The sequence below is a fragment of the Pseudaeromonas pectinilytica genome, from assembly GCF_054780855.1.
The window spans coordinates 18,631-31,956 of the sequence record NZ_BAAGVN010000339.1; the positions used below are offsets into that span (position 1 = coordinate 18,631).

Annotated in this window: 16 protein-coding genes; all 16 read left to right on the forward strand. The window is 55.9% G+C overall.

Translation table 11 applies throughout. From position 1 onward, the window contains the following. Window positions 1-2 precede the first annotated feature (2 nt). The 16 genes from ACYVG7_RS15805 (at window position 3) to ACYVG7_RS15880 (ending at window position 13,279) form a co-directional block, all read left to right on the forward strand. A complete protein-coding gene (locus tag ACYVG7_RS15805) occupies window positions 3-1,310 on the forward strand; it encodes a replicative DNA helicase (RefSeq protein ID WP_460884054.1) in 1,308 nt (435 codons plus the stop codon). After that, the gene (locus ACYVG7_RS15810) at window positions 1,310-1,576 is read left to right on the forward strand and encodes a hypothetical protein (protein WP_460884055.1); all 267 of its coding nucleotides are present in this window, start codon (window positions 1,310-1,312) and stop codon (window positions 1,574-1,576) included. Before ACYVG7_RS15805 ends, ACYVG7_RS15810 begins: the two co-directional genes overlap by 1 nt. Beyond that, a complete protein-coding gene (locus tag ACYVG7_RS15815) occupies window positions 1,573-1,752 on the forward strand; it encodes a hypothetical protein (RefSeq protein WP_460884056.1) in 180 nt (59 codons plus the stop codon). Before ACYVG7_RS15810 ends, ACYVG7_RS15815 begins: the two co-directional genes overlap by 4 nt. A 2-nt stretch (window positions 1,753-1,754) precedes the next feature. Further along, the gene (locus ACYVG7_RS15820; RefSeq protein WP_460884057.1) at window positions 1,755-1,955 is read left to right on the forward strand and encodes a hypothetical protein; all 201 of its coding nucleotides are present in this window, start codon (window positions 1,755-1,757) and stop codon (window positions 1,953-1,955) included. Continuing rightward, window positions 1,948-2,418 (forward strand): NinB/YbcN family protein, encoded by a 471-nt coding sequence (locus ACYVG7_RS15825; protein ID WP_460884058.1) that lies wholly within the window; start codon window positions 1,948-1,950, stop codon window positions 2,416-2,418. The genes ACYVG7_RS15820 and ACYVG7_RS15825 overlap by 8 nt, the downstream gene beginning before the upstream one ends. Continuing rightward, on the forward strand, window positions 2,415-2,735 hold the full coding sequence (locus ACYVG7_RS15830) for a Ref family recombination enhancement nuclease (RefSeq protein WP_460884059.1): 321 nt from the start codon (window positions 2,415-2,417) through the stop codon (window positions 2,733-2,735). Before ACYVG7_RS15825 ends, ACYVG7_RS15830 begins: the two co-directional genes overlap by 4 nt. After that, complete coding sequence (locus ACYVG7_RS15835; RefSeq protein ID WP_460884060.1) at window positions 2,732-3,154, forward strand: hypothetical protein; 423 nt, start codon at window positions 2,732-2,734, stop codon at window positions 3,152-3,154. Before ACYVG7_RS15830 ends, ACYVG7_RS15835 begins: the two co-directional genes overlap by 4 nt. Next, the gene (locus ACYVG7_RS15840; RefSeq protein WP_460884061.1) at window positions 3,151-3,759 is read left to right on the forward strand and encodes a hypothetical protein; all 609 of its coding nucleotides are present in this window, start codon (window positions 3,151-3,153) and stop codon (window positions 3,757-3,759) included. The genes ACYVG7_RS15835 and ACYVG7_RS15840 overlap by 4 nt, the downstream gene beginning before the upstream one ends. 166 nt (window positions 3,760-3,925) lie before the next feature. Further along, window positions 3,926-4,156: a hypothetical protein gene (locus tag ACYVG7_RS15845; RefSeq protein WP_460884062.1), complete on the forward strand. Its 231-nt coding sequence runs from the start codon at window positions 3,926-3,928 to the stop codon at window positions 4,154-4,156. Between the two features lie 115 nt (window positions 4,157-4,271). Beyond that, window positions 4,272-4,586: a hypothetical protein gene (locus ACYVG7_RS15850; RefSeq protein WP_460884063.1), complete on the forward strand. Its 315-nt coding sequence runs from the start codon at window positions 4,272-4,274 to the stop codon at window positions 4,584-4,586. Next, on the forward strand, window positions 4,586-4,885 hold the full coding sequence (locus ACYVG7_RS15855) for a winged helix-turn-helix domain-containing protein (RefSeq protein ID WP_460884064.1): 300 nt from the start codon (window positions 4,586-4,588) through the stop codon (window positions 4,883-4,885). The genes ACYVG7_RS15850 and ACYVG7_RS15855 overlap by 1 nt, the downstream gene beginning before the upstream one ends. Next, window positions 4,875-5,135, forward strand: coding sequence for a hypothetical protein (locus ACYVG7_RS15860; RefSeq protein WP_460884065.1), 261 nt, complete (start codon window positions 4,875-4,877; stop codon window positions 5,133-5,135). Before ACYVG7_RS15855 ends, ACYVG7_RS15860 begins: the two co-directional genes overlap by 11 nt. A 176-nt stretch (window positions 5,136-5,311) precedes the next feature. Continuing rightward, window positions 5,312-5,785, forward strand: a complete 474-nt coding sequence (locus ACYVG7_RS15865) for a hypothetical protein (RefSeq protein ID WP_460884066.1) — start codon at window positions 5,312-5,314, stop codon at window positions 5,783-5,785. After that, window positions 5,775-6,047, forward strand: coding sequence for a hypothetical protein (locus tag ACYVG7_RS15870; RefSeq protein ID WP_460884067.1), 273 nt, complete (start codon window positions 5,775-5,777; stop codon window positions 6,045-6,047). The genes ACYVG7_RS15865 and ACYVG7_RS15870 overlap by 11 nt, the downstream gene beginning before the upstream one ends. Next, window positions 6,040-6,261: a hypothetical protein gene (locus ACYVG7_RS15875; protein WP_460884068.1), complete on the forward strand. Its 222-nt coding sequence runs from the start codon at window positions 6,040-6,042 to the stop codon at window positions 6,259-6,261. Before ACYVG7_RS15870 ends, ACYVG7_RS15875 begins: the two co-directional genes overlap by 8 nt. 109 nt (window positions 6,262-6,370) lie before the next feature. Next, window positions 6,371-13,279, forward strand: a complete 6,909-nt coding sequence (locus ACYVG7_RS15880) for an LPD5 domain-containing protein (protein ID WP_460884069.1) — start codon at window positions 6,371-6,373, stop codon at window positions 13,277-13,279. Window positions 13,280-13,326 lie beyond the last annotated feature (47 nt).

The following is a 13,326-nucleotide window of genomic DNA, read 5'->3' on the forward strand; positions in this document are numbered from 1 at the left end:
CTATGGATTTCGGTATCAGCTCAAAACTTTACAGCCATGAGAGCGAAGCAACTGTCCTTGGGTGCTTGCTGCTGAATTCATCCCTGATGAACCAAATCAGCCTGAGTGCAGGACACTTCTACTCGCAAATTCACGGAATAATCTACTCCGCCTGCCAAGCAATCCACATGCGCAAGGAGCGCATCGACCTGATCACGCTGCAGACAGAGCTTGAGCAGAGAGATCAGCTCGACCGGGTTGGTGGATTTGCGTACCTGGTTGAGATTGCCAAAAACACCCCAAGCGCCGCCAATTTCAGCGCCTACGAGGCAACGGTCATCGATCGCTACATCAAGCGCAACGCATGGTCGCTAGTTCGTGATGCAGCGGAGCGCCTGGAGCGAGGCGAGGATTGCTCCGACGAGATTGCATCAGCCCTCATGCGCCTGAGTCAACCGGTTGGCCGATACGAGCACGGGCCCGAGGACATTGCCAGAGCCGCTATCGACGCGATCGAAAAATACCAACTGGGCACCGATATGGGTGTCACTTACGGGATCTCTGAGCTGGATGCGGCAACCAATGGCGCACACAACTCTGACCTCGTGATCGTAGCCGCAAGACCTGCCATGGGGAAAACGGCCCTGCTGCTGAACATGATCCTTGGGGCTTTGGATTGCAAGGTGAACAAGCATTCTGTTGGTTTCATCTCTGCAGAAATGCCTGTTGCGCAGATCGGCACTCGGATCTGCTGCATTGATGGCCGGGTTAATAGCCACAAGATGCGCACTGGCGCCCTGGACGATGCTGACTGGGGCCGACTTTCCGGCGCCACAGGCCGACTGATTGGCTCTCAGATGTGGGTGTATGACAAATCCGGCGTAACCATCGGAGAAGTTGAGCGCATTGCCAGACGATGGAAGCACGAGCATGGACTGACGGCTCTGTATCTCGATTACCTGCAGCGCATCAAAGGCGCAAACCCTAATGCTGCACGGTGGGAGCAAGTTGGCGACAACGTCATGCGACTCAAAGAACTGGCCCGCGAGCTGGATATCCCGGTGATCTGTTTGGCGCAGGTGAACAGAGCCTGCGAGGAGCGATCAAACAAGCGCCCCGGCATGGGGGACATCGCTAACTCAAGCGAGGTCGAGAAGGAAGCAGACCAGATCCTGACTCTCTACCGTGACGATGTTTACAACGAAGATTCCCACGATAAGGGGACTGCCGAGATCAACTTCGTGAAAAACAGACACGGCCCAACTGGAGTTGTCCGTTTGCGCTGGCAAGCACCATTCATGCGATTCACCGGGTTAATGGAGGACTACTAATGCTCAGACCAATTAACGTATCCAGCCAACTGGGCCGCGTCATCGCCATCATGCGCGACGGAAAGCGCCGGACTCTGCGAGAAATTGAGCGGGAGTGCTGGACCCGGTACGGGCACGCCGACACACAAACGGCCATCAGCGCCAGGCTCCGGCAGGTTCACCGCTACGGATACCGGAAACAAGCCCACATCGAGAAGATCAATGACAAGGCCGTCTGGTGGTACTACCTGACCCCGATGGATAGCACGAAGGAGCAAGCAGCATGAGCGGAAAAATCCTGTTCTCTTCACTGGCCTATCTGGCTGTCTCGGCAATGTCGCCAGTGTCGTTCATCAAGCCGACCGAATGGCATGAGTCATACCCGATACCGCGAGTGCGCTCCCGTGGTACCTGCCGTCGCTCGAGAGTCAGCCCCAAGATCCGCAAGGGCCGGAGATGTTAGCCATGGAAATGACCTATCTCGACCAAGTTCTGATGCTCGGGCTGTTCATTGTGTTCCTGCTGGTCATGGCGTTCTGCGTTGGCTGGGTGATGTGGGTCGTCTTTGGTGGTGCCGAGGCGGATAAGGCCACAGACCAGGCCGACTCTATGTGGCAGACCATCGAGGATGAGTGCCGCCGGATCAGAGAGCATTGCCGTGGCTGAGTACCAACTCACCCGAGGGAATCTCGAGCAGGTGTTCTATTCACTGAGCTCCGAACTGGAGACAAAACACGTTCTGCTGGTGAAAACACAGAGCGGGAACACCGGGCGCTGGGGTATGGCCAGGCTCTGGCGGTCATGGATGGAGGCCACGGCCAAGTTCATGGCTGCCAACGGTTGCACCATGCCGTTGATGATCAGCCCCAAAGGTGAACCATACGGGAAGCGCCCATTCGCCGCAGAAGATGCCCATGAGCTTTTCACATCGCGGTGGCTTGGCGTGGATGCTGACGGAACTCGCCTGAGCTGGAGCAAGGCAGGGCATGACGGCATGAGAGCGGCTACCAAAGGAGAGCGGTTCAACGCGCTCCGATGCCATGAGGCATGGGCAACAGAGCGGGGGATCCTGCTGTTCAGCCCTCGGGATTCTGAGTACCGGCTGATGCAGGAGGAGCAGAACCAATGACCAAGGACGAAAAGCTCTGGATCGCTGATGCGGTGTCGCTTGGTTGCCTGCCATGTCGAATGTCTGGGCTTGGCCCAACTCCAGCCGAGTACCACCACAAACGCCAAGGGCAGGGGGCTGGTAGAAGGGCAAGCCACTATGACGGGTTTCCCGCGTGCCCCGCCCATCATCGAGGTACGCAACACCCAGCCGTGCCATCCATTCATCTGGATAAGTTGATGTTCGTGGGGATGTTTGGCACCGAAGCCGAACTGGTCGAGCAAACACGCCGAGAAGTGGCCGAGCTTCGGGCAAACACCATAGGGGGAGCAGCGTGATCCGACTATCTGCCATCGAACTGGAGCGACTCATCAAGCCAAAGTTTGGCCCCAAAGCGCCAACCGCTCCGAAAGGGAAGAATAGGGTCAACGAGCAGGTGGCCAAGCTCCAGGCTGAAACCAAGCTGCACCTGCATGGCTTGCCAGCCTATGTCACCGAGCACCGGTTCCACCCCACCAGACGGTGGAGACTGGACTATGCCTGGCCAGAATTAATGATTGCCGTCGAAGTGCATGGCGGGGAGCACTCAAACGGCCGGCACACCCGCGGGCTGGGGTTCACCGGCGACCGAGAAAAAATGAATGAGGCGGCCATCTGCGGCTGGACCGTTCTCGAAGTCACCAGCGCACAAGTCCGCTCCGGACAGATGCGCCAGTGGCTAGACCGGATTTTTGAGCACAAAGGGGTAGCAGCATGAGTATCGAGTTTCTGAGCAGACTGTTTGAGCCTATGGCCGTGTCCATCGAATCATCGTCAAGCCGGGGGGCGCGCAATCCTGATGGAATCGGACGCTGTGAAATCCTGGCCGCCCTCAATGCTGCCGAGCACCGAAGCCCGGACGGCGCAGACTGCATTAAAGCCCAGTACATGGGGGATCTGCACGCCATGAAGCGGCTGCTGGCAAAGTTCCCAGAGAATGCAGTGCTCAGCGTTATCGGAATGCTCACCAATCAGCAAAAGTTGCTGTCGCTCTATAAGCGGCACAACCCATTCGGTCGCCGGGAGGCGAAACGGGCCAGGGAGCTGGAGGTGATAGGCAAGCAAGAACTGGCAGAGCAGGTGCGCCAGCGTATTGCCGAGCGCTGCCTGCGAGATACCCAGGGCGGCATATGCCCCGCGTGTAACGGTACTGGGGAGCTACAGAAGCCGAAGCCTCACGATTGCCCGAACTGCCGAGACGGCAAAGTTGAACCACCAACGCTTACTCAAGATGAACGCCACGCAGAAGCTGGCCTCCTGTGGATGTATGGCGATGCAGCCCAGGCATTCTATTCGAGGGTTGTGAGTGAGAGGGCGGCGTGATTAATTTCACGGTTGATGGTAAAGCGTGATTTTGTGACGCCCGTCAAATATAACAGCAAAACGCTATTGCGTTATAGCGCCAAAGCGTTATAGTTAGTTCAACGGTGAGGCACAGAGCAGCACCAACCGCCGGGGCGGAACCCCGATTCCTGATAGGAGCAACATCATGCAACTGACCATCAAAAGCCGCAAACTTGGCAAAGAAATCACCTTCTCTCGCGCTGGCAGCTACTACATCTACGCCGATCTGAACGGGCAACCAGGGTGTCTCGGTCGCCAGATCTGTAATGGCGGCAGCTTAATGGGCAGCACCATGGGATACAGCGGCGATTCTCAGGCGCAGTTCGAAGCGATTTGCCGCCGTTGGTATAAGGCCTATATCCGTGACGAAGCCTAATATTCTCCCCATTCATCTCAACGTACCAGCGGCCACCAAAGGCCGCTGGGTTCGTGCAAGCCGGGCTGCTGGAATGCGGCTCACTGATTTCATAGTCGATGCCGTGGAGGCATACATGCAGCAGCAATTAACCCAGTTCGCCATCCCGGATGATGTTTCATTTTCAGATTTGCACCTGGCCCGCGACCCTGATGGCGGCATTAGTTTGGATTGGGCACCAATCGAGCGCATTTGCGAGGCCAGTGGGCTGTCCATCGACCTATTCCGTAGTGGGCCAGAGGATAACCTCGCCGCACTGGTCACTCGCTGGTACACCGTTCATCGTCAGAACGGCGGAGACGCTGATGCAGTAGCCGATGATCTATTTACTGAGGCGTTGATCGAGGGTGCAGCCGGTCAGCATTCCAGCCTTGCACCTGGGCGGGCGTAATGGCAAGAAGCGTTGAAGATAGCCCAGGCTATTTCCTACGGGATAGCCTGCGCATTTTAGCGATGATTGAACGAGGCGACAGCTCGAAAACATCAATCGAACTGTCTGAAGCTGTAGGGATTAGCAGAGCCACGTTTAAGCGGTATCTAGCAAGAATTGAAGCGGATCTCGGTGTGATTGTTATCTATGACACAAAAGAGCGGTGCTACCGGGTGTCGAATTGGGGTGTGCTATCTCGCGATCATGTACTGATGAAATTCTATGGCGATTTTGCGGGGAACTCGTTTTATGACTCCTGACTATATCCAGGCGCTACTCAAGCTGACAAAAGTCACAAGCGCGGAAGTGGTGGCGGCTACAATTTCGCATCTCTGCGATGGGATTAGCCAACCAGAAGCGGCAGATACCCACGGCGTAAAGCAGGAATCAATTGCTCGACTGGTAAAGCGGATACGCGAGCTGGATGGGCTGGTAATGGATGCAGCCAGCAAAAATCAGGAAACCGTCAAAAATCCGGCAGTCGCCAAAATGTGCTTGATTGACCGCTAAGGTGTGCGAGCAATGTGGGTGGGCGGATTTTTTTTGAATATTCCTGTTGCAAGAATAATGCGATTCGCATACAGTTAAATCACTGCCGAACAGGCAGCTCATAAATATGAAATGTAAATTTTGTACTTCACTACCGAACAGGTAGCTACCACAACAAAACCCGCACAGGAGTTTTTATGAAAGCAATTAATCCCATCTCATCCCTTTCCTTGTCTGTCATTCGTGCTGTCGCTGCTCAGGTTAATCTTGATGTCATCGAGAATGATGGGCTGTTCACTGTGTACGTTGGCGAGAACTTCCTAACGTCTTGCGCATCCGAAGATGTGTTGTTGGGTATCGTCAATGAGCGCATCGGTCTACACAATGATCGCATCGCCGCTACTGAAGCGGAATACGCTCGCGTTGCGGCCAAAACCGAGGGCTTCACTCTGGCGGCGGTACTGGATCAGTATGGCGAGGTGATCGGAACGGTACAGGCCGATCCTAAGGCAAGTCATATCACCCTGACAGATGGAGTGATGGGAGAAACCACTCTCAACGCCCGTGATCGCAAGCTGTCACGCTCGAAAGTCAATTTGAGCAAGGATGTTCCGCATCTCCTGGCTCACGTCCTCAAAGACCGCGTGGTATACGAATTCGATGAACAATAACGAAGTTTTCAAAAAAATGCTGCATCTGACCGGGTGCGGTAGAAACAAGGTCCTGGTGCTGCAACTGTTCGCGCTGGGAGGTCAGCCCGATGTTACTAATTCATTAGTGAGAGGGTGGAGAGCTGACCAGGATTCTAGTCGCGGCTCGGACATGCCGGATTGGGCGCTACAGGCTTTCTTTGATGGCCTATTTTTCTATCGAGATAGTCAGTCAGAGCAAGGGGTAGAGGTGTTCTGTTTCCCGAGAGACCCCGATGAATGATGTGATCGAACGACTTAATGAGCTGGTAAAGCAGGCTGGCAGCCAAGCGGTTGCCAGTGATCTTATTTTTCAGGAAACAGGCTACTCGATGCCACAAGGCACCATCAGTCGTTTGTGTCGAGGTGAGGGCAAGGCCGGTTTAATCTGTTTGACGACTTACGCATTGGCCAATGCTCTTGCGCGAATTGACCTTAATTGTGAGGATGATGAATAAACCACCGCATTACTTGCAATTTTTCATCGCTAGCACAAAATAACTCCCATGATAGCCGGACTCCCAAAGAGCCCGGCTTTTTTGTTTTCTGCGTCCGGGAGATTGAACGATGGTTGCGAGTAGAGCGGCGTTTCTTGCTGCGGTTAAGGCTAGATATGGCAATGCTACGGCAGCTGAGCCGCAAGAAGAACAGGGCTGGATGGGTGATGTCGTAGATTCCGCCCAGCGCGGTGTGGGTCAGACTGTCGGTGGAGACTTGGAGACGGTAGGGCAGCTGCAGGATGTCTCCGGGCATGATGGCTCGACGGCCAAGAAGCTGGGGCGAGCCGTATCTGATTGGGGTGATAGCCAGACGCAGCAGATGAGCCAGGCCGGGCGCGACTCTCTCAATCAGCAATTCTTCATCGAGGACGACGAGGGGAATGTTACTGCGGGCCCAGCTCTGACGAACTGGCGATCCTGGGCAAACCAGGGCGCTACACTATTCGGCCAGATCGGCGCGATGGTCATTGGTACCAAGGGCGCAGGCCTTGTCGCTAGACCACTGGCGCGTGGCGCAGTGAAGATGGTCGCCAAGGAGGCGGTGGAGGCAGAGGCTCGGTCGCTTGCTGCCAAGGCTGTGACCAAAAAGGCCATTTCTAACGGGGCGCTGGATGAAATCCGTGTGGCCTATGCTGCGGCGCCGACAGCGCAAGCCAAGAATGCCGTCGTAAATGCCGGGTTGGCGAGACTGGGAGCGGTTGGTTACGGTGCGCACTCTGCAGCCATGGCCTCCGGTATGCGAGCCCAGCAGGCGCGGGATGAGGCGCGGGACTATTGGCTAAACCTGCCGGAAGAACAGCTCAACGCCGACGAGCGCTATCAAAAGGCCTACTGGGATCTAGCTGATGGCGAGTTGGCTGACGCTGATCCGGACACAATCAAGCATGCCGCACTCAATGGCATGGCTGAACAGGCGGCAACCGACGCTTGGAATGATCCTCGAGCAATGGCATCAGATGCTATCGCCGGCACGCTTGAGGGGGCGTTTGCTGGTATGGGTGGTCTCGCTGGGAAGATTGGCAAGACCAGAACTGGTGCCGCCGCGCGAGGCTTGGCAACCGAGGCCGCCGGTGAGGGCTGGCAAGCAGCGGAAACCCAGCGTGCAGTCAACGAGGCCGTTAAGGAGTGGGCTGACGAAAGCCGCGATCCAATGGCTGGTGTCATGCTGCAAGCACTGAATGAGGCGGTCATTGCTGGCCCGTTCGGCGGCATGGCGGCTGGCATCGCTGGCCCAGCGTCTCACACTGGCCCCGCGAAGGTCACCGTCGAGCGCCGATCCGTTACCGGCGATCAGACCATTGACGACGCTATCCACGGACTGGATCAACGCCAGGCTGACCGTGGCTCGTCGCTCAGTGATGAGATCGACAACATGATGAGCAGCGGATCCCGCTCACCTATCGGCCCATCTTCCTCTGCTTTCGATGAGTTTAGAGACACTCCGGCTTTCTTGCGGCAAGACGGGACAGCAAACAGATTCAAGGGTTGGGCAGACGCCAATTCTGATGTGCAAAGAGCGTTGGCTGGTGAGTTTGGCCCAACGGTAGAGCAGCTGATCCGCGACCAGGTTGAAGGTGGCAATCAGGGCAAGACGCTGCGAGAGCGAGTGCTGGCTGGTGAACTTGGCGTTGACCCGTTTGCTGGCAACAAGAGCGCCCTGCAGGTTGGGCTGGAGAATGCGCCACTGGCACTGCCGAACAAAGACATCATCTTCGCCGGTGATGCGAATGCCAAGCAACCAGGTACCGAAGTGGCGCCCCCTGGTGCCTTTGATGACAAACAGGCTGGCCCCGGTCCACAGTTCCGTGGCTCAGAGCGCACCCGTTGGCAGGATGGCCAAGAGGGCGATGTGTTGCCTCCGGAGACTGGTGGTAATCCAGCCGGCTATCTGCCAGGCCGAGTGGTTGACGGTGAGGCGCGTGAAGTCGGCACCGAGCTGCCATACCGTGACGTGGTGTATGGCCGTGATGGCAGAGCGGAGCAGCAGGCGGCTACAGAGCAGGCTCAGGCTGCAGCAGCCAGGGAGCAGGCTATGGCTGCACAGAGCGAGCGATTCAGAAACGCCACGCCAGCCATCGGCCAGTCCGACACCATCTTTGCACCCGGTACGCCAGGTGCTGACAGCAAGAACAGCGCCTATACCCCGCCGCGCCTTTCTCGCGACCAAGTAGATAACAGTCTTGGCGAGCAGTCCATCCGCGATCCCCGCACTGATGCCGGGCAAGCCATTCAGCAAGCAGGCGCAGAGTCTGACGCAATCTTCGGCCAGCTCAAAACACTGCGAATCATGCGGAGCAATAAGCCATTCTCCACCCTCAAAGAGGCAACCGTCGCCAGCCGCAAGACTGAAACGCCTATTGCACTGCCGACAGGCGGCTTTGGTGTGGTGGATAAGGCAGAACTGGAGCAGGCCATTGCAGCGCAGGGCGACGTATCCTCACCCGCAAACAACCCGATTGCCCTCGATGTGCGTGAAGTGAAGCGCCCTAATGGGCAGATCGGGAATCAGGGCGTCAGTGAGAGCCAGATCATCCCGCTACTGAATAATGTGGCTGGCCTGTCCCTGCCAGAGAGCGCCACCATGCGCCAAGCCGTAGATGCCCTCAAATCGGATAAGACCGCGCAAGCAAAACTGCGTGAGTTTACAGCGGCAAACCCCATTCAGGCGTGGGAAATGCCGGACGGCTCGATTTCCATTCAGGATGGGCATCACCGCGCATTCTTGCTGGATCAGCTTGGCGATAAGACCATCCCGGCAAACATCAAGGACTACACTGGCCCCTCCCAAACCTATCAACCGCAAGAAAACGCGGGCGCTACACAGCCTGTTAATCAAGCGCCAGTCATGCAACCGTCAAGCAATGCTGGACAGTTGGAACAATCTGCCAGCCAGGAGGTCACCGATGGAATGCCCCAGCAATTGCCAAAAACTCCACCGCTGCTACCGCAAACGCGGACGGACAGTCTGCCGCCAACTGATGGAGTGGCACTTGAACCAAACACAGCCCCGGCCCCAGACGCCGGGGTTGCTGTTTCTGGAGAACAGTCAGTAGCGCCAACGGAAGAAATGCCGCAGGTGCCATGGTCTGAGATCCAAGACCGCAATGATGGCACCGCCAAGTTGGTAGGAGATAAGGGCCAGTTGATGCAGTGGGCCAAAGATAATGGTGTGCGAGCGATGGCTGCATCGGATGGTGTCATTGTGGCAAAGCCACATGTTGCCAAGGTGAAGCAGATGGCTATCACTCCTGTTGAGGTGCAGAGCGCTGCAGCCATGGATGAAGCACCTGAGTCAGTTCCATGGGAAGAGATGACCAACAATGACGATGGGACGCTGACGCTCAAAGGCGACACTCAGGCCATCAAGCAATGGACTGCAGACAACGACATTAAAGCCATTCAAAGACATGACGGAATGCTGATTGCCAAGTCTGATGCCGCCAAAGTCATACCGATGACGCAAGTAGCACCGGCGACTGACGGGCCGAATGAACAACAGCATGAGAGTGGAAAGGCAGATCCGGCTGAACAGGCGGTATTGGCTATGCGCAAGGCGATCAGTACCAAACAGGATGTACTGGAAGCTGTTCACCGTCCAGACCTTGGCGCTATCGATTTTATCTGGGGTGATGAAGGCAAGGCTCCCACCGCATCGGGCAAACGCAAGGGAGCAAAGGGGATCTCGCATATCCTCGAAGCAAGACAGCGCAAAGATGGCCTGTCAGAAGAGCAAGCCCTGCAAGTTGCCGAGGAAATAGCGTCAGTAGTTGCCTCTGGTCGCGTCACAAATCGAGCTGAATTAAACGGGACGCTGAAAACTGCGGTTTCAGACGATCACTATACCGCGTGGCTGGTAAAAGAACCGGGCAGCAATCACTGGCTGCTTACTGGGTGGGAAGAGAACAAGGGATCCGATGTAACTGGCAAGGGACATGACAACACCAGTCCTACGCTCCCCAGTCCTACACCTACCCGTACTGAGGAGGGAGCGGAGCCCTCATTCACAAGTGTAAATGACAGAGCATCAGATGACCAGATCAAGGCCGCCAGATCCGATGTGAATGCTGAGTCGTCTGAAGCTCATAAGGCCGGAGACAGTAAGGGCAAGATCGCCGACTTTGGACAGAAGATCGGCGGCGCCCGTAAGGATGTTTGGACTTCCTACCGGGATAGCATCGAGGGTAACACGGCAGAGCAGATCGCCGAACTGCCACTCAGTAAGGCATGGCCAGCGCCAGACTACCAAAAGCTGATTGATTCCGGCGTCGATGCCAAAGCAGTAGGGCTGATGCGAGCCGCTCGGGAGGCGATCCCATCTAAGCCTCGCGCTGGATACAAGGTTAAGTCATGGGCCAGCTCCGTGAAGGAATTGCGCGATCTGTCCATGCAGCTGCTGGATGGGTCGCTGGATACCAAGGTAGCCGGACACCTTATGTCGCGGTCGCCATTTCGCGCCACCAGTAATATCAACAACAAGGCCGATCTGTATCAGGCTGTCGGCCATCAGCGAAGCCTGGCGGATCTCACGCTGGAGGATGGCGAGTATTCCATGAAGGACGGGGTTCACTACAGCCCACCAAAGAAAATATGGAGCATGTCACGCGAAGGCAGCTCCACCGCGTTCGGCAATTGGCCGCGCATGTTCATCACTGGCGACACCAAGGAGCAGGTGATCGCTGAGTTTAAGAAGCGCTATGACCAGCTGACAAGCGAGCAAACCAAACCCAAGGCCGCTTCGTTCGACATCTACAGCGATGACAGACGGGCAAGCTGGGTCGTCGGCAAGAAGGTTGGCCGCAACTACATCCCGCTGTCCAAGCCGTTTGAAAACGTAGCAGACGCCAGGCGTTACCGTGAAGAAAACCATGATGCCCTGGTTGCCGAGCTGGAGAAGCGCAAGGCGATCCCCAATGAACGGCGAGATATCAACAACCCTCGCGTGGGTGAGGATATGCGGTCTGGTGCCGATGTTACGCCGGAGATGTTCAGCAACGCCTTTGGCTTCCGTGGTGTCGAGTTTGGTAACTGGGTAGAAGGCAGTCGCCGCCAGCGCGATCTGAACGATGCCTATGACGCCCTGATGGATATGGCGGCCATTCTGAATATCCACCCGAAAGCCATTTCCCTAAATGGTCAACTTGGCCTGGCCTTTGGCGCTCGCGGATCTGGCGGCGTAAGCCCTGCTGCTGCCCACTACGAACCCGGCAAGGTGGTCATTAATCTGACCAAAATGAACGGTGCTGGCTCTCTGGGCCATGAATGGTGGCATGCGCTGGATAACTACTTTGGCAGAATGCGCGGTGATAGTGGTTCGATGTCGGATGCGCGTGACGTTGGCTTAGCTGCAAGAGGCAGCAACTACTTCCATCAAGGTGCGGTGCGCAAAGAAATGGTTGATGCGTTCGGCGCGGTCAAGCGAGCCATTGACCAGACGGCAATTAAGGCCCGATCCAGCAAGCTAGATGGCAAGCGTAGTAAGGACTACTGGACTACTGACAAGGAAATGAGCGCCAGAGCGTTCGAGTCTTACCTGATCTCCAAGCTGCAAGATCAAGGTGTCAGTAACGACTACCTGGCCAACATTGCGAGCGAGGAAACTTGGGATGCGATGGCCAGCCTTGGCTTTGAGCTGGACAGCAGTTACCCGTACCCGACAGCTGGCGAAATACCCGGGATCCGCGCAGGGTTCGATCACCTGTTCAACACCATCGAGCAAAAGGAGGATGGTGATCGTATCGCACTGTTCTCGCTGTCCGATGCAGCGCCGAACGCTCGCGGCATGACCAAGCCAGAGCTGGAGCTTGTCGCTAAAGAGTGGAGCGCTCAGTACAAGGGGGCCGCCAGCGCCCGGATCATGGTGGCCGCCAACCAGGCAGAGATGAGTGAGGTGCTGGGCATGGTTGGTGCCGAGGTACCAGATGGCCAGACCGTTAACGCCGCCTATCTGCCGGGCTATAAAACGCTGCTACTCAACGCTGAGGCCATCCAGAGTCCGAAGCGGGCCCGCGAGCTGATGCGACATGAGCTGCTGGCGCACCATGGATTGCGTGAAGTTGTCGGGGATGACGCCTATATCTCGATCATTGAGGCGGTCAAGCGTGGCAAGGATATCAGCGGGATCAAGGACGCCTATTACCAGGTGGCCCAGAACTACACTGGAATGCATGTGGACGTGCAGGCGGAAGAGGTGTTCGCCCACTGGATGGAGCAGCAGCCTGACCGCGGCGAGCTGGCTATCTGGTGGCGCGGCATTGTGCGCCGGGTGAAGGATGCGCTACGGGCTGTTGGTCTGATTGGCGAGCGCACCACCGAAGAGGAATTCAACCGGGTGTTGGATGCTATCGCTACCGGGATGCGCAATGGCCGTAAGCCTGGCCGCCGCGTAATGGAGTCGTGGCATGAGGCTCCTGTGTATAGCAAGAGCGGGATCACAGACAGCTTTGTAATCACTGAGGATGAGGCTAAAAAATACGGATATGACCTTGATGAAGTTTACTATTCAGGCACTTATGGCGATCTAGCTTCTGGAATACAGCGCGGACATACTAGCCCGTTGATCAATAATTTATTCGATGGGTTTTTTGCAACGAAAAGCATTAAGACTGCATCAACCTATGGAGATAAAATTCAGCGTTTTGTGGTTAAGAATAGCAATGAGGCATCACACTTTGATCTCGACACAGATGAAACATTGGAATATCTAAAGTCGATGTGGAGTGGTGACGGGCTTACAGATGAAGAATTCAGTGATTTGTATGATGCGGTCGTGTTTGAGAGTGGAGATATATCACCGTTTAGTGAAGATCATGAGGATGTATTCAAGAGGGTTACTGGCTATACAGATCCTGGCGATCAAGCATGGGAGATGCAACGAATAAGGGGGCAGGTTGCACGCCATAATGGGTTTGATGTTGTTCGAATGAATGACGAGAATGGAGTGTCTCATGTACAGAACCTTAAGCGGCAAGCGAATTAATAATACCGTCTAACGTGTTGTTTTGCTTGGATTTTCTCTGCCTACTC

Bases quoted from the DNA above. Each gene is read 5' to 3' on its own strand.
- ACYVG7_RS15870 (WP_460884067.1), top strand. From the start codon at position 5,775: ATGAACAATAACGAAGTTTTCAAAAAAATGCTGCATCTGACCGGGTGC.
- ACYVG7_RS15840 (WP_460884061.1), top strand. From the start codon at position 3,151: ATGAGTATCGAGTTTCTGAGCAGACTGTTTGAGCCTATGGCCGTGTCC.
- ACYVG7_RS15810 (WP_460884055.1), top strand. From the start codon at position 1,310: ATGCTCAGACCAATTAACGTATCCAGCCAACTGGGCCGCGTCATCGCC.
- ACYVG7_RS15855 (WP_460884064.1), top strand. From the start codon at position 4,586: ATGGCAAGAAGCGTTGAAGATAGCCCAGGCTATTTCCTACGGGATAGC.
- ACYVG7_RS15805 (WP_460884054.1), top strand. From the start codon at position 3: ATGGATTTCGGTATCAGCTCAAAACTTTACAGCCATGAGAGCGAAGCA.
- ACYVG7_RS15815 (WP_460884056.1), top strand. From the start codon at position 1,573: ATGAGCGGAAAAATCCTGTTCTCTTCACTGGCCTATCTGGCTGTCTCG.
- ACYVG7_RS15820 (WP_460884057.1), top strand. From the start codon at position 1,755: ATGGAAATGACCTATCTCGACCAAGTTCTGATGCTCGGGCTGTTCATT.
- ACYVG7_RS15845 (WP_460884062.1), top strand. From the start codon at position 3,926: ATGCAACTGACCATCAAAAGCCGCAAACTTGGCAAAGAAATCACCTTC.
- ACYVG7_RS15875 (WP_460884068.1), top strand. From the start codon at position 6,040: ATGAATGATGTGATCGAACGACTTAATGAGCTGGTAAAGCAGGCTGGC.
- ACYVG7_RS15865 (WP_460884066.1), top strand. From the start codon at position 5,312: ATGAAAGCAATTAATCCCATCTCATCCCTTTCCTTGTCTGTCATTCGT.
- ACYVG7_RS15860 (WP_460884065.1), top strand. From the start codon at position 4,875: ATGACTCCTGACTATATCCAGGCGCTACTCAAGCTGACAAAAGTCACA.
- ACYVG7_RS15830 (WP_460884059.1), top strand. From the start codon at position 2,415: ATGACCAAGGACGAAAAGCTCTGGATCGCTGATGCGGTGTCGCTTGGT.
- ACYVG7_RS15880 (WP_460884069.1), top strand. From the start codon at position 6,371: ATGGTTGCGAGTAGAGCGGCGTTTCTTGCTGCGGTTAAGGCTAGATAT.
- ACYVG7_RS15850 (WP_460884063.1), top strand. From the start codon at position 4,272: ATGCAGCAGCAATTAACCCAGTTCGCCATCCCGGATGATGTTTCATTT.